The sequence below is a fragment of the Flavobacterium sp. KACC 22763 genome (assembly GCF_028736155.1).
In the GTDB taxonomy this organism is placed as follows: Bacteria; Bacteroidota; Bacteroidia; order Flavobacteriales; family Flavobacteriaceae; genus Flavobacterium.
Genome location: NZ_CP117879.1, coordinates 795,524 through 817,318 on the forward strand (window position 1 = coordinate 795,524; position 21,795 = coordinate 817,318).

Annotated in this window: 18 protein-coding genes; 14 read left to right on the forward strand and 4 right to left on the reverse strand. The window is 33.4% G+C overall.

The window, feature by feature from the left end; all coding sequences use genetic code 11:
- Positions 1 to 95 precede the first annotated feature (95 nt).
- The gene (gene fahA / locus PQ463_RS03520) at positions 96 to 1,382 is read right to left on the reverse strand and encodes a fumarylacetoacetase (RefSeq protein ID WP_274256325.1); all 1,287 of its coding nucleotides are present in this window, start codon (positions 1,380 to 1,382) and stop codon (positions 96 to 98) included.
- A gap of 109 nt (positions 1,383 to 1,491) precedes the next feature.
- On the opposite strand from fahA, the gene glyA reads away from it, so the two are divergent.
- The 5 genes from glyA to PQ463_RS03545 all read left to right on the forward strand — a co-directional run bounded on the left by glyA (position 1,492) and on the right by PQ463_RS03545 (position 6,414).
- The gene (gene glyA / locus PQ463_RS03525; RefSeq protein WP_274256326.1) at positions 1,492 to 2,766 is read left to right on the forward strand and encodes a serine hydroxymethyltransferase; all 1,275 of its coding nucleotides are present in this window, start codon (positions 1,492 to 1,494) and stop codon (positions 2,764 to 2,766) included.
- A gap of 138 nt (positions 2,767 to 2,904) precedes the next feature.
- Entirely contained in the window at positions 2,905 to 3,498 is a 594-nt protein-coding gene (locus tag PQ463_RS03530; protein WP_274256327.1) for a MiaE family protein, read from the forward strand.
- 325 nt (positions 3,499 to 3,823) lie between these two features.
- Positions 3,824 to 4,864 (forward strand): GMP reductase, encoded by a 1,041-nt coding sequence (locus PQ463_RS03535; protein WP_274256329.1) that lies wholly within the window; start codon positions 3,824 to 3,826, stop codon positions 4,862 to 4,864.
- Between the two features lie 20 nt (positions 4,865 to 4,884).
- Complete coding sequence (locus PQ463_RS03540; protein WP_274256330.1) at positions 4,885 to 5,382, forward strand: GNAT family N-acetyltransferase; 498 nt, start codon at positions 4,885 to 4,887, stop codon at positions 5,380 to 5,382.
- A gap of 60 nt (positions 5,383 to 5,442) precedes the next feature.
- The gene (locus PQ463_RS03545) at positions 5,443 to 6,414 is read left to right on the forward strand and encodes a hypothetical protein (RefSeq protein WP_274256331.1); all 972 of its coding nucleotides are present in this window, start codon (positions 5,443 to 5,445) and stop codon (positions 6,412 to 6,414) included.
- 49 nt (positions 6,415 to 6,463) lie between these two features.
- Here PQ463_RS03545 and PQ463_RS03550 read toward each other — a convergent pair whose 3' ends face one another.
- Positions 6,464 to 7,048 carry a pentapeptide repeat-containing protein gene (locus PQ463_RS03550; RefSeq protein ID WP_274256332.1) on the reverse strand — a complete coding sequence of 195 codons (585 nt, stop codon included), beginning with the start codon at positions 7,046 to 7,048 and terminating at the stop codon, positions 6,464 to 6,466.
- A 157-nt stretch (positions 7,049 to 7,205) separates the two neighbouring features.
- Here PQ463_RS03550 and aspA point away from each other — a divergent pair, with 157 nt between their 5' ends.
- The 6 genes from aspA (at position 7,206) to PQ463_RS03580 (ending at position 14,152) form a co-directional block, all read left to right on the forward strand.
- Positions 7,206 to 8,615 carry an aspartate ammonia-lyase gene (gene aspA, locus PQ463_RS03555; RefSeq protein ID WP_274256333.1) on the forward strand — a complete coding sequence of 470 codons (1,410 nt, stop codon included), beginning with the start codon at positions 7,206 to 7,208 and terminating at the stop codon, positions 8,613 to 8,615.
- 155 nt (positions 8,616 to 8,770) lie between these two features.
- A complete protein-coding gene (locus tag PQ463_RS03560) occupies positions 8,771 to 10,057 on the forward strand; it encodes a BamA/TamA family outer membrane protein (RefSeq protein WP_274256334.1) in 1,287 nt (428 codons plus the stop codon).
- A gap of 157 nt (positions 10,058 to 10,214) precedes the next feature.
- Positions 10,215 to 10,889 (forward strand): response regulator transcription factor, encoded by a 675-nt coding sequence (locus PQ463_RS03565; RefSeq protein WP_111369662.1) that lies wholly within the window; start codon positions 10,215 to 10,217, stop codon positions 10,887 to 10,889.
- A 1-nt stretch (position 10,890) separates the two neighbouring features.
- On the forward strand, positions 10,891 to 12,273 hold the full coding sequence (locus PQ463_RS03570) for a HAMP domain-containing sensor histidine kinase (RefSeq protein ID WP_274256335.1): 1,383 nt from the start codon (positions 10,891 to 10,893) through the stop codon (positions 12,271 to 12,273).
- A gap of 82 nt (positions 12,274 to 12,355) precedes the next feature.
- Positions 12,356 to 13,078, forward strand: a complete 723-nt coding sequence (locus tag PQ463_RS03575; protein WP_274256336.1) for an adenine nucleotide alpha hydrolase family protein — start codon at positions 12,356 to 12,358, stop codon at positions 13,076 to 13,078.
- A 126-nt stretch (positions 13,079 to 13,204) separates the two neighbouring features.
- Entirely contained in the window at positions 13,205 to 14,152 is a 948-nt protein-coding gene (locus PQ463_RS03580; RefSeq protein ID WP_337992876.1) for a bestrophin family protein, read from the forward strand.
- Positions 14,153 to 14,368: 216 nt separating this feature from the next.
- Here PQ463_RS03580 and PQ463_RS03585 read toward each other — a convergent pair whose 3' ends face one another.
- Positions 14,369 to 15,790 (reverse strand): aminotransferase-like domain-containing protein, encoded by a 1,422-nt coding sequence (locus PQ463_RS03585; RefSeq protein ID WP_274258009.1) that lies wholly within the window; start codon positions 15,788 to 15,790, stop codon positions 14,369 to 14,371.
- A 111-nt stretch (positions 15,791 to 15,901) separates the two neighbouring features.
- Between PQ463_RS03585 and PQ463_RS03590 the strand changes: the two genes are divergently transcribed.
- Together PQ463_RS03590 and PQ463_RS03595 are read left to right on the forward strand one after the other, a co-directional pair.
- Positions 15,902 to 16,816 (forward strand): EamA family transporter, encoded by a 915-nt coding sequence (locus PQ463_RS03590; protein ID WP_274256338.1) that lies wholly within the window; start codon positions 15,902 to 15,904, stop codon positions 16,814 to 16,816.
- Between the two features lie 319 nt (positions 16,817 to 17,135).
- Positions 17,136 to 19,394: an acyl-CoA dehydrogenase family protein gene (locus tag PQ463_RS03595; protein ID WP_274256339.1), complete on the forward strand. Its 2,259-nt coding sequence runs from the start codon at positions 17,136 to 17,138 to the stop codon at positions 19,392 to 19,394.
- Between the two features lie 121 nt (positions 19,395 to 19,515).
- Here the strand turns inward: PQ463_RS03595 and PQ463_RS03600 are convergent, their stop codons facing one another.
- Positions 19,516 to 19,860 carry a 5-carboxymethyl-2-hydroxymuconate Delta-isomerase gene (locus tag PQ463_RS03600; RefSeq protein ID WP_274256340.1) on the reverse strand — a complete coding sequence of 115 codons (345 nt, stop codon included), beginning with the start codon at positions 19,858 to 19,860 and terminating at the stop codon, positions 19,516 to 19,518.
- Between the two features lie 112 nt (positions 19,861 to 19,972).
- On the opposite strand from PQ463_RS03600, the gene susR reads away from it, so the two are divergent.
- Positions 19,973 to 21,619 carry a SusR family glycan utilization regulator gene (gene susR / locus PQ463_RS03605; RefSeq protein WP_274256341.1) on the forward strand — a complete coding sequence of 549 codons (1,647 nt, stop codon included), beginning with the start codon at positions 19,973 to 19,975 and terminating at the stop codon, positions 21,617 to 21,619.
- Positions 21,620 to 21,795: the final 176 nt, after the last annotated feature.

Sequence of the window (21,795 nt, forward strand, 5' to 3'; positions counted from 1 at the left end):
TCAACTTTTTCAAGATTAAATATAAAGCATAAAAAAACCTTGGCGACAAACCAAGGTTTTTTGTTTTTCTATATCTCTTCAGATTGTTCTGCTCTTCATTGTTTAATGAAAGGAGGTAGCAATTGGCTAGAAACTTCTCCAAAGCCAATTCTTACTTCCGTATTTTCACAGAATCCACGAATAATTACAGTGTCATTATCTTCAATAAATTTACGTTCACTTCCATCTTTTAACTTCAACGGATTTTTTCCTCCCCAAGTTAATTCTAGCATAGAACCAAAACTATCAGGAGTTGGACCAGAAATTGTTCCAGAACCCATCATGTCACCAGAGTTTACACGGCATCCATTAGAAGTATGATGCGCTAACTGCTGACTCATAGACCAATACAGATATTTGAAGTTAGATTTTGAAATCACAGTTTCTTCTTCTTGATTTTCAGGTTTTAATGAAACTTCCAAATGAATATCAAATGCTTTTTTTCCTTTAGTCTGTAAATATGGAAGCGGTGTTGGGTCTTGTTTAGGTCCTTTTGTTCTAAAAGGTTCCAAAGCATCCATAGTCACAATCCAAGGTGAAATTGAAGTAGCGAAGTTTTTAGCTAAAAATGGTCCAAGCGGCACATATTCCCATTTCTGAATATCACGAGCGCTCCAGTCATTTAGTAAAACCATTCCGAAAATATAATCTTCTGCTTCATAAGTAGAAATATTTTCGCCCATTACATTCACATCTGTAGTGATAAAAGCAGTTTCTAATTCGAAATCTACTAAACGAGAAGCACCAAAAACAGGCGTGTCATGACCAGCAGGCAAAGTCTGTCCCATTGGTCGGTGAACTGGAATTCCAGATGGCACAATTGTAGAGCTTCTTCCGTGGTATCCAACTGGAATATGCAACCAGTTTGGCAATAATGCATTTTCTGGATCACGGAACATTTTACCTACGTTTGTAGCGTGCTCTCTGCTTGAATAAAAGTCAGTATAATCACCAATTAAAACTGGCAATTGCATTTCTACGTCTTCGATCTTAAATATAACAATATCGCGATGTTTTGTTGAATCTCTTAACTGCGGATTAGTCTCGTCGAAAATCTCAGCGATGCGATTTCGAACCAAACGCCATGTTTTTTTTCCATCAGAAATAAAATCATTTAGCGTGTCCTGCATAAACATATCATCGGTTAATTCTATTCCCTCAAAATAATTTAATTGCTGCAAAGCCCCTAAATCTATGGCATAATCGCCAATTCTTGTTCCTACAGTAACGACATTTTCTTTGGTAAGAAATACACCGAAAGGAATATTCTGAATAGGGAAGTCGCTATTTTGTGGCACTTCTAACCATGATTTTCTATTGGTATCGTTGGCGGTTATTGGCATGTTTAATGTTAATTGTTTGTTGAAAAATTACATGTCAAATATATCATAATCTAGCTGTTTGGCAAACGTTTTTTTGTATTTTTGCGTGAAATTAACGAAAAACAAAAAAATGCAACGCGACGAACAAATTTTTGATCTTATCCAAGAGGAGAAAGAAAGACAAATTCACGGACTAGAGCTTATTGCTTCTGAGAATTTTGTAAGTGATGAAGTAATGGCAGCAGCAGGGTCTGTTTTAACTAATAAATATGCTGAGGGTTATCCTGGCAAAAGATACTACGGCGGTTGCGAAGTAGTTGACGTTATTGAGCAAATTGCAATCGACAGAGCTAAAGAATTATTTGGAGCTGAATATGCAAACGTACAGCCTCACTCAGGTTCTCAGGCAAATACATCTGTTTACCATGCTTGTTTAAATCCAGGTGATACTATTTTAGGTTTCGATTTATCTCACGGAGGTCACTTAACTCACGGTTCTCCAGTAAACTTCTCAGGACGTCTATATCGTCCAGTATTCTACGGTGTAGATGCTGAAACTGGTCGTTTAGATTATGATAAAATTCAAGAAATTGCAACTAAAGAACAGCCAAAATTAATCATCGCTGGAGCTTCTGCTTATTCTCGTGATATGGATTTTGCTCGTTTCAGACAAATTGCTGACAGTGTAGGAGCGATCTTATTTGCTGATATTTCTCACCCAGCTGGTCTTATTGCAAAAGGATTAATGAACGATCCAATTCCACATTGTCATATTGTTTCTACAACAACTCATAAAACATTAAGAGGACCACGTGGAGGTCTTATTTTAATGGGGAAAGATTTCCCAAATCCACAAGGATTAACAACTCCAAAAGGAGAAATCAGAATGATGTCTTCATTATTAGACTTAGCTGTTTTTCCAGGAAACCAAGGTGGACCTTTAATGCATATTATTGCTGCTAAAGCGGTTGCTTTTGGTGAAGCTCTTAAAGATGAGTTCTTTACTTATGCAATGCAATTACAAAAAAATGCAAATGCAATGGCTGATGCTTTCGTAAAGAGAGGTTACAACATTATCTCTGGCGGAACAGACAACCACATGATGCTTATTGATTTAAGAAATAAAGGTATTTCTGGAAAAGAAGCTGAAAATGCATTAGTAAAAGCTGAAATTACAGTAAATAAAAACATGGTTCCTTTTGATGATAAATCTCCATTTATCACTTCTGGAATCCGTGTTGGAACAGCTGCAATCACAACTCGTGGTTTAGTTGAAAAAGATATGGAAACTATTGTAGCGCTTATCGATAAAGTTTTATCTAACCATACAGATGAAGCTGTTATCGAAGAAGTTGCTGAACAAGTAAACGATATGATGAGCGAAAGACCGATTTTTGCTTATTAATTAGTTTAAAGTTTAAGGTTTCAAGTTTAAAGTTTTGTAATGCGTAATTGAACGTATTATGAAACTTTAAACTTTTTTCATTTAGGATGAAAACTTTAAACTTGAAACAAAATAAACCTGAAACAAATTTTAAAAAAAATGGGCGTATTAAGATTACAATTGCCAACCGACCCAAGATGGGTAAATATTGTTGAGAAAAACATCGAAGAAATCTTAACAGATCACGCTTGGTGCGAGCAAAAAGCAGCAACAAATGCGATTACAATTATTACAAACAATCCAGAACATCAGGATTTAGTTCAAGATTTATTGGCTTTAGTAAAAGAAGAAGTAGATCATTTTGAGCAAGTGCATAATATCATCATCAAAAGAGGACTAAAATTAGGTCGTGAGCGCAAAGATGAATATGTAAACGAACTATATCAATACATGAAAAGAAGCGGAGACGGAAGCCGTGTTTCTGGTCTTGTAGAAAGACTTCTTTTCTCAGCTATGATCGAAGCCAGAAGTTGTGAACGTTTTAAAGTGCTTTCTGAAAATATTCAAGACGAAGAATTATCTGTTTTTTATAGAGAATTAATGGAAAGCGAAGCAGGACATTACACAACTTTCATTACATATGCTCGTAAATACGGAGTTGGAATCGATGTTGAAAAACGTTGGAGAGAATGGTTAGAATTTGAAGAATCTATCATTACCAATTACGGAAAAAACGAAACTATTCACGGGTAGTTTTTTTTAGTGTTCAGGTTTTTTTAGTGGTCAGTCACAGTCGCAGTGACAGTTTTCAGTTTTACGTTTGTCACATTGAGCGATGTCGAAATGCATTTTTGTTTGAAAACTTTGTGTATCTCTGTGGAATTGGGAAGGGTTTCTTTTGTCAGGCTGAGCGGAGTCGAAGCCCACGCAAAGCAAAAAAAAATCGGTATAAATCCGCGTTTTCGCGAAAGCGAATCCGTTTAATCCGCGTCACAATTTATGCGATTAGATTTAATCTAAAATCTACAATCTAAATTCTAAAATTCCTTACATTTGAGAGTAACCAAAATCTCGAACTATGAGAATAGAAATGGACCTTAAATTAGGATTTAAAGACGTAATGTTTAGACCTAAAAGATCAACGCTCAAAAGCAGATCTGAAGTTTCCTTAGAACAAAATTTCAAATTTTTGCACAGTACTGCAAATTGGACAGGAGTCCCGATTATGGCTGCCAATATGGATACCGTAGGAACTTTTGAAATAGCAAAGGTTTTGGCTAAAGAAAAGCTTTTTACAGCTATTCATAAACATTATACTTTAGAAGAGTGGAATAATTTCTTAAAAAATGCAACTCCAGATTTCTACGATTATATTGCTGTAAGTACAGGAACAGGAAAGGAAGATTTTGACAAAATTGAAAAAATAATTACTGCAAATCCGTCATTGAAATTTATCTGCATTGATGTTGCAAATGGTTATTCAGAACATTTTGTTCAGTTTTTAAAGAAAACCCGTAAACAATATCCAGACAAAATAATTATCGCAGGAAATGTTGTTACAGGAGAAATGACCGAAGAGCTATTATTGGCTGGTGCTGATATTGTAAAAGTCGGAATTGGACCGGGTTCTGTCTGTACAACTCGCGTTAAAACAGGTGTTGGTTATCCGCAGTTATCGGCCATTATCGAATGTGCTGATGCCGCTCACGGTTTAGGCGGACACATCATAAGCGATGGTGGATGTACAACTCCGGGGGATGTTGCAAAAGCTTTTGGTGCAGGAGCCGATTTTGTAATGTTAGGCGGAATGCTTGCAGGACACACAGAAAGCGGCGGTGAATTAATTGAAGTAAAAGGCGAAAAATTCAAACAGTTTTACGGAATGAGTTCAAAAACTGCAATGGACAAGCATTCTGGAGGCGTTGCAGAATACAGAGCAAGTGAAGGAAAAACAGTTCAAGTTCCGTTTAAAGGAGATGTGATTCACACCGTTTTGGATATTTTAGGAGGAATAAGAAGCACTTGTACGTATGTTGGAGCCTCAAGATTAAAAGAATTGACTAAACGAACGACTTTTATCCGCGTAAGCGAGCAGGAAAATCAAGTTTTTACAAAATAAAATATACTTCAAAATACATTATGATTAGCATTTCAGAAGCAGGGTTAGGTGATATCACTACAATTCAGAAAATTACAAACATCACTTGGCCTATTACATACGGTGAAATTTTATCTCAATCGCAATTAGATTACATGTTAGGTTTGTTTTATTCTGATGAGGCTTTGGCAAAACAAATTGAGAATAAAGAACAATTATTCTATCTTATTCTAGATTCTGAATCTACAATTGGCTTTATAGGAATTGAGCATCATTATAAAAATGAAGCCATTACGAAAATCCATAAAATCTACTTGTTACCAGAAACACAAGGAAAAGGTTATGGAAAAAAAGTATTTGATTTTATAGAAAAACTGGCTTTAGAAAACAATTCAAAACAATTATCATTAAACGTAAACCGATTTAATACAGCATTAGATTTTTATAAAAAAATAGGTTTCCAAATTAAAGAAATCGTTGATATAGAAATTGGAAATGGGTATTTGATGGAAGATTATGTGATGGGGAAGAAGCTTTAAGACTACCTTATTTTATAAAATTAAGTAGCTCCTAATTGAAAAAAAAAGCATAGTAACAATATGAAATATAGTATAATATTTTTTTTAATATTTTCAATAATCAGTTGTGATTTAAAAGGACAATCAATAGATATTCCTGACCAAATTGAAGTTTCAAATATTCAGAATAAAATAAATGTTAAGGGTACTAAAATACTAATTGACAGTTCAGGTTCGTATAAATACTTTGATGAGTTAAAGAGGTTTCAAAAGGATTCTGAGAACTATTTCCAAATTATTGAAATTCCTAATCAAGATTATTTTAAAGTAATGCCAAATGTAATTAATAAGATTAATGATCTTGAAAAACAAGGTGGTAAATTAAGGATTAAAAAAGAATTTAAATTAGGAATTTATAATGCATACTTTGCCCTTGCTCCTCAAGGTATGGATTCCGAACAAATAATTTTAGGATTTGGAGATTCTTCTTTTTCGGTATTAGTTATGGGGGTTTTTGAAAATAACGAAAAATCAAGAAACGAAATTGTTAAACTAGTACTTAGTACATACTATGATAAAAATGTGAAAATTACGTTAGGAGATAACTTACTATTTAATCTTCAGTTAGAAGATTCAAAATTTAAATTATCAAATGTAGTTGGTAATGTGGCTTTTTATACTATAAATAATGAGCAATTGCTATCTAATAATCCTTATGCTAATAATTTTATAGTAAGTACTTTGCCAAATGACTTGAACGATTTCAATTTAAAAAAGTATAGTGATAATTTGATATCCAAATATCAAAACAATGCCTTTAAAGAAAAAAATATTGGCATAGAAATAATTTCTGAGCAGAATTATAAAAAAGGTCAAGACGAAATTGTTGCAGTTGAAATGTTAGGAGTGTACCAGGGCAAAAAACTAAAGATGTTTCAATATTTAAAACAAACGACAAAGGGTGTAATTTTATTTGTTGGGACAGATATTTCAAAAAACTATGTTTATTTTAAAGAGTTTAAGCAAATTGCTGATAAGATAAAATTGAAGTAAAAGTTTGGATAAAAAATAGAGCAGAGTATTTATTATAAAAAAAACATAGTTAATTATCACTCACAATCACATCATGCGTAAACAATAGCCCTTTAACTTCCTTTAAAGAAAAAATAGCTTTCTTCAATTTAGTTTTAGAAGGATCAATAGTATAATTATAACTCGTTTTAAAATCGGCTTTATTAGCGATGGCTTTGTTAAATTCTGAACGGTATAAGTCGCAATTATCGAAAATTGCGTTGGTTAAATCTGCAGCCATAAAATCTACAGCTATTAGACTGCAATTGGTAAATGGAGTTCCTTTTAATTTTAAAGTGTAGAATTTCGAAAAATCAAGAATGCAATCATTAAAATGAACTTCAAAAATTAGTTTGTCGCACATAGCGAAATTTACTTCTTTAATTTCGCATCGATTAAAAGTAACGGTTCTCAATGCCACATAATTAATTTTTGCTTCGCTGAAAATGCAGTCATTAAAAATGCAATCAATAAAAGTAACAGCAAGAAAAGTACAAGCGGAGAAATTACAATTGTTGAAAACGCAAGATTCAAAGTCCTTAAAATTCAAATCGTCTTTGGCGTAAACAATCGTATTGTATTCTTTATCAAGAAAATATTCGCTTTCTTTTTTCAACTCTTTTCTGTAATTATTTGAAGGTGAAAAGGTAATAATTTACGATAAAATAATGGGAACAAATTATAAATGATTTTGATTTCATTCACATTTTTAATGCATAATTTGATGTAGCTTTACACTTATTTTTTAAGTCAAAACATATCAATTTTATTATATGGAACCAACAAGAAAAGAACATGATTTTCTGGGAGAATTAGAAATTCCTAATCATTTATACTACGGAATTCAGACTTTTAGAGCGGTAGAGAACTTTAATATCACAGGAATTCCGATTTCAAAAGAACCTTTATTTATCAAAGCTTTAGGGTATGTAAAAAAGGCGGCGGCTTTAGCCAATAAAGACTGCGGCGCAATTGATTCTAAAATTGCCGAAGCAATCTGTTACGGAAGTGATCAGGTTATTGCTGGTAAATTTGATCAGGAGTTTGTGAGCGATTTAATCCAGGGTGGAGCAGGAACTTCTGTTAATATGAATGCCAATGAAGTAATTGCCAATATCGGATTAGAATATTTAGGCCATAAAAAGGGCGAATACCAGTTTCTTCACCCAAACAATCATGTAAACTGTTCTCAGTCAACAAACGATGCTTATCCATCGGCTTTTAGAATTGCTTTGTATTTGAAGATGGAAAGCTTTATTAAAACTTTTGCTGGTTTAGAAGTAGCTTTTGCTAAAAAAGGAGAGGAGTTTAAAGAAGTTTTAAAAATGGGAAGAACGCAATTGCAAGATGCGGTTCCGATGACTTTGGGACAGGAGTTTAAAGCTTATGCCACAACAATTGGAGAAGATATTCAGCGTTTAAAAAATGCTCAGGAATTGTTGTTAGAAATCAATATGGGAGCAACTGCTATTGGAACAAAAGTAAATGCACCAGAAGGTTATCCAGAAATTTGCGTAAAATATTTAGCAGATGAGGTTGGAATTCCATTAACACTTTCGCCAGATTTAATTGAAGCAACGGTTGATACAGGCGCTTACGTTCAGATTATGGGAACTTTAAAACGTTCTGCGGTTAAGATTTCTAAAATCTGTAATGATTTGCGATTATTGAGTTCAGGGCCAAGAACTGGTTTTAACGAAATCAATCTTCCAGCACGTCAGCCAGGTTCATCTATTATGCCAGGGAAAGTAAATCCGGTAATTCCGGAAGTGGTAAATCAGACCTGTTTTTATGTGATTGGTCAGGATTTAACGGTTACAATGGCTGCAGAAGCGGGACAATTACAATTGAATGTAATGGAACCTGTTATTGCTTTTGCCATGTTTACTTCTTTGGATTATCTTTCAAATGCAATTCAGACTTTAATCGATAAATGTATTAACGGAATCACTGCAAATGTGGATCACTGTTATAATATGGTCATGAACAGCATCGGAATTGTAACGCAATTGAATCCAATTTTAGGTTATGAAGAAAGTGCCAGTATTGCAGGAGAAGCTTTAAAAACAGGTAAAAGCGTACATCAGATTGCAGTTCTCGAAAGAAAATTAATTACTCAGGAAAAGTGGGATGAAATTTATTCTTTAGAAAACTTAATTCACCCAAAGTTTATAACGAAGTAACATTTGGATAATATATCAAAGCCGTCAAATATTTTTTGACGGCTTTTTTTGTTAAAATATTTTAAACTTATTCGGTTTTAATGTTTAACATGTTGAAAATAAGACTTATATTTACAATGAGATTGTAATCTTATTTCTAAAACCAAACGTTGTAAATGGTGATTTTTTTTGAAAATAAAGCCGTTCAGTACAAGTATAAAATCTTAGGATTATTACTCTTTATTTCCTTCAATTTATTTGCTCAAGAAGAAAATCAAAATCCCGAAAATCAAAATCCAAATATCTGTCCTCCTAAAACAATATTAGAAATCTTCAAAAAAAAGGATTCTGTTTATGTTGTTAAACCCATAAAAAATAGCTTTTTCTTGATTATTCCCGCGATAGGTTCCCAGCCAGCAACAGGTTTCTTTTATGGTGCTGTGGCGCAATATACTTTCAAGGGAAAAGAAGCAGCCGATAAATATTCAATAGCAAATGTTGGAATAACTTATACCACAAAAAAACAATGGCTGGTAAATGTCAAGAATAATATTTTGCTCAAAAACAACAAGATATTCTTGAGTGGAGATTACCGTTTGTATATTTTTTCGCAACCCAATTATGGTTTAGGAACAAATATTATTCCGCCTCGACGTGAACAAGATTCAGGTTTCAGTATTGATTCTATTGCTGAACCAATGGATTACAATTACTTTAAATTTCATCAGTCGGTTTCCTTTCAAGTTCGCCCAAATTTTTATGTTGGAGGAGGTCTAAATATCGATTGGTATTCAAGTATTGTCGATAAAGAACTTGATGTTGCAAATGGAAAACTTACTTATCATTATAATTATAATCAAAAATATGGATTTGATGAATCAGAATATTTTTTAAACGGTGTGAGTCTTAATTTGGTTTATGATTCTAGAGATAATCAAGTAAATGCAACACATGGATGGTTTGCTAATATAAATTACCGTTTTAATCCAGAAATATTTGACAATCAGGAAGTAAGTAATGTTTTGTATGCCGAATACCGAAATTTTATTCCAGTTTCACAAAAAGATAAACGATACATTCTAGCGCTCTGGACTTACGGACAGTTTGTAACCAAAGGAAAAGTTCCGTATTTGAATTTACCTGCAATTGGTTGGGATCAGCGTAGTCGAAGCGGTGAGGGATATACACAGGGATTATTTAGAGGAACAAATTTAGTTTATCTAGCAACAGAATTCAGGTTTCCGCTTAGTTGCGATCAAATGTTCAGCGGAACGGTTTTTACAAACTTCGTAACAACCAGTAATCCAGATACCAATACAAAACTTTTTCAATATGTTCAGCCAGCTTTTGGTTTCGGACTTCGCATTTTAATTGATAAAGCAACAAGAACCAATCTTATTGCAGATTTGGCGTGGGGTAATAACTCGAAAGGCTTTTATTTAAATGCTGGAGAGACTTTTTAATTTTAAAAATTACAAGCTTTAAACGTAAAATAATATCAATAAGCAGGCTATCGGGTCTGCTTTTTTTATTCTTCACAATAAAATCATAATTTGTAAAGTTGTTTAAAATTATTTTAAATAGTATTCTTATTTTTGTTGTATATACAAACTTCTTAATATGAAATTACTGATAGTCGAAGACGAGCCAAATCTATTATCAATTTTACGAAAAGGTTTTGCAGAAAATAATAATGAAGTAAGCGTAGCTATGGATGGTAAAACGGCCATGGAAATGATTCATAATTATACTTTCGATGTGGTAATTTTAGACGTAATGCTTCCTGATGTTAACGGAATTGAAATCTGCAGAAGACTTCGCGCGGCAAAAAACTTTGTGCCAATTTTGCTTTTAACTGCTTTAGGAACTTCAGAAAACATTGTAACTGGACTTAATTCTGGTGCGGATGATTATTTGGTTAAACCTTTTAAATTTGGAGAATTAGACGCCAGAGTAAATGCTTTATATAGAAGATCGCAGCAAGAAACAGAAAAAATTGATACGATCACAATAGCTGATTTAGAAATAAACGGACGCGCCAAAACCGTTAAAAGAGATGGGGAAAATATAGTATTAACGGCGAAAGAATTTAAACTTTTATATTATTTGGCTAAAAATACGGGACGCATTGTTTCGCGCGATCAGATTTTGGACAATGTTTGGGATATCAATTTTGATATGAATACCAATGTTGTCGATGTATACATTACGTACTTAAGAAGAAAGATAGACAAGCCTTTTTCAACCAAACTGATTCATACCATGAAAGGTTTGGGTTATGTAATAAAACCATAATATGGACATTAGGAAAAAAATCACCTTCAATTATGTTGCTCTTTCTACCTTTAGCACTTCGCTATTGTGTATCATCGTGTTTTTCTTGTTCAGAGAAAACAATCGTTACCACTTTTTAAAGCGTTTAGATGATAGGGCAAAAATTGTAGCTTCAATTCATTTTCAAAAAGACCCTGAGAAAATTAAATACTATAAAAATCTTCAGAAAAACGGTCTTGAAGAATTGATCGAAGAAGAAGAGTATGTGCTCAAAATAAATAGTCACAACAGTTTTGATTACAATACAAACCTAAATCTGCCAAATACTTTTTATACTAATATTTTAAGTACAGGAAAAGACTCGTACGAAAGAGATAATAAATATTATTTAGGACAGATTTTTCAAGAAAACAATCAAAAATATATTGTAATTGTTGGTGCAAGAGACCGTAAAGGAAAAGACACAACAATTTATATTGTCAAAATCATGCTTTTTGGCGGTATCGGATTTGTGATTCTAGCTTTTCTTTTAGGTCGATATTTAGCAAAACGTGTTATTAATCCCGTAGCAAGAATTACAAAGGAAGTAAAGAGAATTAGTGCTTCTAATCTACACAATCGTCTTCCGGAAGTTAAAAACTCTGATGAAATTTCAGATTTGACCAATACTTTTAATAATATGCTGGATCGACTAGAAACTTCTTTTGAGATTCAGGCAAACTTTATTAACAATGCTTCTCACGAGTTAAAAACGCCAATTACCACTATTATTGCCGAATCTGAGATTATGCTGCTGAAAGAGAGAGAAAAGCATGAATATGTAGAATCTTTGCAAAATATTTATAGCCAAGCTTCAAGATTAGGAAACTTGACAGAAAGCCTTCTTAAGCTGACGCAGACAGGATATGATGGACAAAAACAAGTTTCAGATATTGCCCGCATGGACGAATTGTTATTGGATGTAAAATCAGATTTAGATAAAATTTATCCAGATAATCGCGTAAGCATTAAACTGAATTTTGCGCCAGAAGATTCTAATTTATTATTGTTGCCATGTAATAAACCGCTTTTAGAATTGGCAATCAATAATATTATAACGAACGGAGTAAAGTATTCGGATAACAACGAAGTCTTTGTAAATCTTACGGCCAATAAAGAAATGATCAAAATTGCGATTAATGATATTGGAATCGGAATTCCGCCAGAAGATATTCCGCATTTGTATGAGCCTTTCTTTAGAGGAAAAATTGCTGCTAAATACATTGGTTATGGTTTAGGTCTTCCTTTAGCTTCTAAAATTATCAGAATGCACGATGGGGAACTTCAAGTGCAATCGGAACAAAACAAAGGAACAATCGTTACAATCATCTTCAAAAAAGGCAACATTAAAAAATCTAATGTTTAATTTTAGAAAATTCTAATTTTAGATTAATAACGGTCTAATTTGCCGAGAGTTATTTTGTAAGTATAAACTAAAAGATATACTTATGAAAAATTTTCTTATACCTACAACTTTAAAAGATGATACTATTTCGGCTGTTAAATCTGCGGTAAATCAGTCTAAGAATACTGAATCGGAAATTATTTTAGTATTAGTTTCAGAAGCTCCTGATACGTTTTCTTCTTCGGGTTTTTTAAGAGAAATGAAATCTGGACTTACCAAAAGCCAGGAAGAAGTTCTGGAAACTTGCCGTTATATTATAGAACATACTTCAAATATTAAACTAAAAGTCCATAACCAATACGGACTTTCAGCACCGATTTTTAAACGTCTTATAGAGGCGTTTTCTGTAAAGCTCATTATTCTCACACATTCTTATAAGCAGGAAACCAAAAGAATTCATCAATATTTGGTGCAATTGGCAGGAAATCAGAAATGCCCTATTCTGCATCTCAGTACAGAAATCAATAAAGAGGTTTTCCATAAAGCATTGTATGTAGAAAATTCTAGTATGAACATTCATGTAAAAGATGTTCAAGATTTCTTGAGCGCTAATTTCTCTTTTGAGATTGTAAGTCAGACTGCCAGTTTTGATGATGACTACGAAAAAGTTGCTCCATTCTTATCAGAAGCCATTTCAAAACATAATATTGATATGTTGGTGGAAACTAGAAAAGGCGAAAAAATCAAATTTAAAAAATCTAAAAAAGAAAATGTCAACGAAAAACTAGGGCTTCCGGTTCTTTCATTGTACGAAGAGATGGTTTGATTTCTAAGCCACTAAGCTTCTGAGGTTCTAAGTTTCTAAGTTTTTTAATTCGTAGACCTTAATGCCTTAGCATCTTAGCTCCTTAGTTTCTTAGAACCTTAAAAATATTAATTTAAAACCGAAAATATGTTATTAAAGAAAAGAATACCAATGAAGTACGTTCTCGGGAAAATTAAAGTAGAAATTGTTTTGGTATTAGCTTATACCGTACTATTTGAAATTTTTCATCATTATTTCATCAATCTTCCCGTAGATATTCCAATTGCGATTCCAACCATGATTGGTACCATTATTTCCTTATTATTAGCTTTTAAGTCCAATCAAGCTTACGATAGATGGTGGGAAGCGAGAATAGTTTGGGGAGCAGTTGTAAATGATTCGAGAACACTGATTCGTCAAGTTTTAACCTTTTACAATGATCCTGATTATTCTGTTGAAGCAAGTGAGTTCAAAGAAAATTTTGCTAAAAGGCAAATTGCTTGGTGCTACAGTTTAGGAGAATCACTAAGAAACAGAAACCCCATAAAACCGCTTGAAGGTTTAATTAGCGAAGAAGAAATCAAATACATCAAAAATCATCAAAACGTTCCGAATGCCATTTTGATGCTTCACGCAAGAGATTTAAGAACCGCTAAAAATGAAAAGAAAATCAACATGTATCAGCAGGTTGAAATCGACAATACTTTGTCAAGATTATGTGATGAAATGGGGAAGTGTGAGCGAATTAAAAACACGATTTTCCCAACCACATACAGCATGTACATTAGATTGACTTTGTGTTTATTCATTTTTGTATTGCCTTTCGGATTAACAAGCGTTTTGAGCTGGTTCGCAATTCCATTGATTACTGCAATTGGTGCCGCTTTCTTTTTAATCGAAAGAATGGCGATTCATTTGCAAGATCCGTTTGAAAACCGACCAACAGATACGCCAGTTACGGCAATTGCAAATACAATTGAAAAAAATATCAAACAAATGCTGAACGAATATCAAAGTGAATTTGATATCCTAAAAGAATTTGAATTAAACGACGAACCTAAGAAAGTCGAGAAAGACGCTTATTTTGTCTTATAACTATTTAATTTTGGTCTTCTTTTAATTGTTGGCTGGACAGTGTGTAGTTGCGCTGTCCAGTTTTTTTTTTATTTAAACACATAGAAGCATAGTTCTTTGAATGCAAAAAGGCGTTTCACTTATTTGAATACACATAGCTATGTGTGAGAAACTAGTTTCTTTCTTTATTCTTTTTTTACAAAAATAAAATCTATGCTTCTATGTGTTTAAAAGATTTTATAGTTGCTTCGCCAATCTTCCCAACGTCTGAATAGCAGTTCTCAATTCGTTAGACCAAGGCAATCCAAAACTCAATCGCATGCAATTTGAAAATTGGTTTTGAAAAGAGAAAATTCTTCCCGGAGCAATACTAATATTATGTTTCAGTGCTAAATGATAAAAAGCTACGGTATCGATTTTTTTATCCAATTCGACCCAAAGAAAGAAACCGCCTTGAGGCTGACTCACTTTGGTTCCCGCAGGAAAAGATTCTAAAACAGTATTGATATAATTGGTGCAGTTTCGATTCAAAATCTGGCGAATTTTTCTAAGATGGTTTTCATAACGGCCGTTTTTTAGAAAATCTCCAACCACTTCGTGTGTAATAGTTGAATTGGAGATTGTATGGTACAATTTGGTTCTCAGAACTTCTTTTTTAAACTTCCCTGGAGAAACCCAACCCACCCGATAGCCCGGTGCTAGACTTTTAGAAACCGAACTGCAGCACAAAACAATACCGCTTTCATCATACGTTTTACAGTTTGTTGGACGACTTGTTCCAAAATACAAATCGCCGTGAATATCATCTTCAATTAAAGGAACATTATAAAAATCCATTAAACGGACGATTTCCTTTTTATGTTCGTTTGGCAGCATGCTTCCCGACGGATTACTGAAATTGCTCATCAAAACGCAGGCTTTTACCTTCTTTGTAGAAAGTGTTTTTTTTACTGCTTCAATTTCAATTCCTGTTGTCATGTTGGTAGGAAGCTCCATTACATACAAACCCAAAGATCTCGCCAATTGCAGAATTCCAAAGTAAACAGGGCTTTCTGTAATAATGGTGTCTCCTGGTTTAGTCAGCGTTAATAAACAATCTGAAATGGCCGAAATACAACCTGGTGTAGTTATAATATCATCTTCAGTCAAAGAACCGCCCCAAGTAAAAGACCAGCGCGCAATTTCTTTTCTTAAATGACTATTTCCTTCAATTTCCTCATAACTCGTTCCGCTGTTGGGCAATTGGCGCATGGCTTGAACCATTCCTTTATTCAGTTTCGCAATCGGAAGCAATTCATTGGACGGAAAACCAAGCGAAAGCATCGTAATGTCTTTTTTGCGCATATCGCCATAAACCAAATCCACTAAATCCTCGCGTTCAATATTTTCAAGAGTTAAAAGCGGTTTACTTGCAGATGGTTCTGGAATTGTTCTTGCCGAAATATTACTTACATAATAGCCCGATTGTGGTCTTGATTCGATCAAAGAACGGCTTTCGACTTCATAATAAGCTTTGCTGACAGTGCTCATACTATAACCCGTTTCAGCGCAGACTTCTCGAATAGAAGGCAGTTTGTCGCCTACATTCAAAAGTCCAGACTTGATCTGTTTTTCGATGAGGTCAGCAAATTGAAGATATAAGTAATTGGAATTTTTCATTGCAAAAATAAAAACTGTTATGTTGCAATTTACAAAAACTGTATCTGTATTGCTGTTTAATTTTTTAGAAATTTGCTTCATCAAAAGAAAATAAATTCAAAAGCGAATTTTGTGAAAACAACAAAGTACTACGTAGCAGCCATTTCAGCCTTTATTACATGGGGGCTTTTTAGCTTAGTTTTAAAACCGATACATGATTATCCGTCATTGGATATTCTGTTTTTTCGTGTTTTTAGCTGTGGTATTTTAATGCTTTTGATTGCTTTTTTATTCAAAAGAAGACAAATAAGAGAAACCAGTGATATTTTTAAAGCTTTGCCAAAATCAGAAAAAAGAAAATCAATTCTTTTAAATATTGGAGGAAGCGCATTTTTGATGGCCAATTGGTTTACGTTCATTTACGTAGTGAATCATATCAGCGTAAAAGCCGCTTCTCTGGCTTATCTTGTTTGCCCAATTTTGACTACATTATTAGCTTATTTTATACTAAACGAAAAACTGCTAAAAACGCAATGGCTTTCTGTAGGATTAAGCATTTCGGGATGTTTATTGCTTTCATATAGCGATATCATGGATATGTTTTTCAGTATTATTATAGGCCTTACTTATGCTGCATATTTAGTGAGCCAACGTGCTAATAGAGGTTTTGACAAGTTTATTGTTTTGACTTTTCATATCACATTGGCAGCATTGTTTTTATTACCGTTTTATCCGGTTTTTGGGGGACCGGTACCAACGGAATTTAAGTTTTATTTCTGCATTGAAACCATTGCAATTGTATTTACTATAATTCCGTTATTTCTCAATTTATATGCACTTTCAGGAATCAACTCTTCGACAGTTGGAATGTTATTAAACATTAATCCGATGATTGCATTTGGTTTGGCAGCCTTTTTTTTCAAAGAAAACATCACGCCTTTGCAGATTACAGCATACGGTATCATTTTTACCGCAGTGTTAGTTTTTAATTCGCATCATATTTTTGCCCTAAAGCAAAAAATGACCTCAATATCCAAAGGTTCTTAATTCTTAGTTTTCATATTTTTTATTGGTTTAAAATCGAAAATTGTCAGAATCTTAACAGGATGTTTAAACAGGAATGAGTATATTTCATTCCTGTTTTTTTATGTTCTAAACAGAAAAATTATTTAGCCACAGATTATACAGATTAAAAGGATTATATTCTTTGGGCAAAAAAATGTTGCCACGAATTACACGAATTTCCACAAATTTTGTTCACTATTTTAGAATAATTAATTCGTGGAAATTCGTGTAATTCGTGGCAAACAAAAAAATCTGTTTAATCAGTGGTAGAAAAAACTATTACGAACCGAATACTTATTATATGAAACCAGCCAAACTTCAAGCCTTTACTCCGTTATTTTATTTAGTGTGGTCAGATGATTTACTGACACAGAAAGAATTTACAACTTTACAAGGATTTATAAATTCTCTAAATGTGTTATCTCCAGACGAAAAAGAATATTTGCTTTCTAAAGTAGATATTTCAAATCCGCCTTCGCGAAATGAACTCACAAAATGGAAATTAGATATTGAAAAAAGCATTCAGGATAAATCTTCTATAAAATCGATTTTTGATATTGCTAAAGCACTTTCAGGCAGTGATTTGGATTTGACGCCAATCGAATCTGATTTCAAAAAACTAGAAAATGATTTGGGAATTTTGGGTGAAGAAGCGCTTCAAAACTTTAAAACCAAAGCAGGTTCTTTTACAGCCAACTCTCAAACCAATGCGAGTTTTGATATTCAGAAAATCACTCGAATTTTAGACGGAAAAGAAGCTGCAATAATTGAAAGAGTTAAATCTGTGATTTCGAGACCTGAATTTGCATATGAAACGTCTACCGATATTAACGTTTTTAGACAAACAGTTTACAAATGGTGCAAAATTCTAGCCGATGAAAATTTAGGAAGCATGGCTTATCCGAAAGAATACGGTGGAGGAGGAAATATCGAAGATTATTTTGCCATTATGGAAACGCTGAGTTATCACGATTTGAGTTTGGTAATTAAATTTGGTGTTCAATTCGGACTTTGGGGAATGAGCGTTCAATCTTTAGGAACTGAAAAGCATTATGCAAAATATTTAAAAGATATTGGTTCGCTGAAACTTCCAGGCTGTTTTGCCATGACCGAAACACATCACGGATCGAACGTAAAAGGTTTAGAAACTACAGCAACTTACAATCATAGCGATCAGACTTTTACCATTCACACACCAAATAAAAATGCGCAAAAAGAATATATTGGCAATGCAGCCGTTCACGGACAAAAAGCAACTGTTTTCGCGAAATTAATTATTGACGATCACGATTACGGCGTGAATGCCTTTGTGGTTCCGTTACGCGATCCAAATGGAAATGTCGTAAATGGCGTAACAATTGGCGATTGTGGTCATAAAATGGGATTGAATGGTGTAGATAACGGAACCATTAGTTTCGATAATGTAGTAATTCCGAAAGAAGATATGTTGGATCGTTTTGCCTCGGTAAATGAAAAAGGAGAATTTGAGAGTCCGATTCCGAGTGACAATAGACGTTTTTTTACTATGTTAGGCACTTTGGTTGGAGGAAGAATTGGGATTCCGCGTTCGGCTTTAGCGGCAGCGAAATCTGGACTGACAATTGCCATTCGCTACAGCGATCAAAGAAGACAATTCGGACCAGAAGGCGGATCTGAAGTTCCGATCCTAAATTATAGAATGCATCAGCGCAGATTATTGCCGCATTTAGCAAAAACTTATGCTGTCCATTTTGCACTTCAATATCTAACCAATAGATTTTTGAACAGAACCGAAGCTGAAATGCAAGAAATTGAGGCGTTAGCGGCAGGAATGAAATCATATTCTACTTGGAGCACAAGAGATATTCTGCAGGAATGTCGTGAAGCCTGCGGAGGAAAAGGATATTTGTCTGAAAACCGAATCGATGCGCTTAAAAATGATACTGAAATCTATACCACTTTTGAAGGTGATAATACGGTTTTAATGCAATTGGTAGCCAAAAATCGTTTGGCAGAATTCAGAAAATCGTTTGGAGAAATGGGCTCGCTGGGAATCATTAATTATGTGTACGAGAATGCTAAAACGGCCATTGCAGAAAAAAATCCAATCGCAACTAGAAGAACTGATGATGAGCATTTATTGGATGGAGAATTTCATCTTCAAGCATTTGTTCACAGAGAAAAGACAATTTTGGCTTCTGCAGCGCGACGCATCAAGAAATTAATTGACAGTGGATTAGAACCTTATGACGCTTTTAATGTGGTTCAGCATCAAATGATTGATGTCGCACAGGCCTATTTGGAAAGAATAGTTTTAGAACAATTTCAGATTGCAATAAAAACCGTTGAAGACGAACCTTCAAAAGCAATTTTGACAAAACTGAATCAGCTGTACGCACTTTCTACAATCGAAAAAAATAAAGCTTGGTATTTGGAAGATGGTTATATGGAAGCCGTAAAAACTAAAGCAGTCCGTAAAATTGTAAATCAGCTTTGCTGGGATATTCGTCCCGATGCTGTGGCTTTAGTAAATGCTTTTGATATTCCAGAAAGCTGTTTAGCAGCGCCAATTGCGGTTTGATTTTAAACCATTAAAGTAATATAAGTTTTAAAAAAAGCTTTGTCAGAATTTAGAATTTTGACAAAGCTTTTTTTATATCATCAATGCTTAAGGTATAAAATTGATGATAACATAAAAATCTTTATATCATCGTTTTATTGAAATAGTTAGACTTTTCAAATTCCTGAATATTAATAGAAATTACAGAAACTTCTGGAAGTAGCGCATTTAGTTTTGTGACGATTACTTTTGACAGATTGCTCTTTTGCTCGTCATTTCTACCTTCCATAATGTAACCGAAAACATGAATAAAATCATTTAGGGTATTTCCGTTGTTATAATACGTAAAAGGATTAATGCGTACTTTGATTTCAGAATCTGGGAAAAGATCAGTTGACAAAGCGGCATCAAAAACTCCCTGCATTATTTCGTCTGCAGCTAATCGGCGGAGTACATTTTCTGAGCAATCAATTATAAAGTGTGGCATAATTTTAAGTTTTATAGGGTTTGTTGTAACAAAATTATAAAAAAGGTTACTTGTAATATTTTAGAATACACACTTTATTATATTTGTATATCTTATTTATTTTTTTGTCAGTTTGAAAAATCTATTTCTTTCCGTTTTTATAGTTCTTATCAGCTTTCCTCTTTTTGCATCGGAGAGCACAGATGTTATATTAAAAGAATTAAATGAGGCAATCAAAAACAAACAGCAATACGTAAAGATTAAAGAAGAACGAATTGCGAACTTCAAGAAAATTAAATCGGAGAATCTTACCAAAGAGCAGGAGTATAATTACAATAAAACACTGTATTTAGAATATCAGAAACTAAATTCCGATTCGGCAATTCAATACGTAAAAAAGAATATCAAAATTGCAGAAGAACTTCAGAATAAAGAACTTTTTAATTTAGCCCAACTGCAACTCGTAACGCTTTATTCTTCTTCTGGAAAATACCGTGAATCTGAAGCCATTTTAAAGAGTATTAATAAAAAAAGCCTTCCGGCTTCCTTACTCCCAAATTATTATATTTCGTATCGTGAGTTTTTCGAGCATTATGCAGCTAATAGTTACAGTGCAGAATACAGAAAACAGATTGGAAAATATCGTGATTCTTTGTTAGGGATTTTAAATCCGAATACTTTAGATTATCAGATCAACAGAATCCAACAGGAAATTTTTATTCATAGAAAATATAAAGAATCTGAAAAGCAATTACTCTCTTTATTGAGTAAAACAAAAGACGAAAGTCCAAACTATGCCATGATTACTTACTTGTTGGGGAAAATAGGCGAAGCGACACATGATTTGGAAGCCAGAAAAAGATACTACGCACTTTCTGCTACTTCAGATATTAAAAACGCCAATAAAGACAATGCTTCTTTACAGGAACTGGCTTTGGTTTTTTACGAAATAGGGGATGTCGATATGGCTTATAAACTTACACAATCGGCTATTGAAGACGCGCTTTATTGCAATGTCCAGTTTCGTACACTTTTAATGTCAGAAGTTTATTCTATCATCAATACCGTATATTTAGAACGTGAGGCACAAAGAAAAAGCGAATTACAGATTTACTTGCTTTGCATCAGTCTACTTTCGTTGTTTTTGATCGTTGCAGTTATTTATGTTTATATACAGATGAAAAAGGTTTCGAGAATTCGATCAGAACTTTTCGAAACCAGTCAGAAATTAGCGGAATTAAACAAAGATATTACCGAAACAAACAGTCAGCTTCAGGAAAGTAATCTGCAATTGTCTGAAGCTAATTTAGTTAAAGAAGAATATATTGCGCATTTCTTCAATCTTTGTTCAACTTATATCAATAAGCTAGAGAATTATCGTATTATTTTAAACAAGAAAGCAACGGCGAAACAATTCGATGAGATTTATAAAATACTAAAATCAACTACTTTGGTTGATAATGAATTGGAAGAATTATACAAGAATTTTGATATTATCTTTTTGAACTTATATCCAACATTCGTAAAAGATTTTAATGCTTTATTAATCCCAGAAGAGCAGATTGTTCTCAAGCAAAATGAGTTGCTAAATACCGAGCTTCGAATTTTTGCTTTAATCAGATTAGGAATTACTGATAGTGTTAAAATAGCGGCATTTTTGCGTTATTCTTTAAGCACAATTTACAACTATCGCACAAGAGCTCGAAATAAGGCCGCAGTTTCGCGAAATGATTTCGAAGAAATGGTCATGAAAATCGGCTCAAAGTCTTTGAAAGTATAAATATTCGTTTTAAATCTACTACTTTTTTTACTGTTTTTGAAAATTTAAAAATCTGTAAATCAGTAATTTAATTTTTTAATTCACTACTTTTTTCTATCCAAAAATGTAACTTGTACGATAACGTTTTAGTTTTACAATATGATAAAAAAGTTTTTTTCTCAAGAAGACTTTCCCTA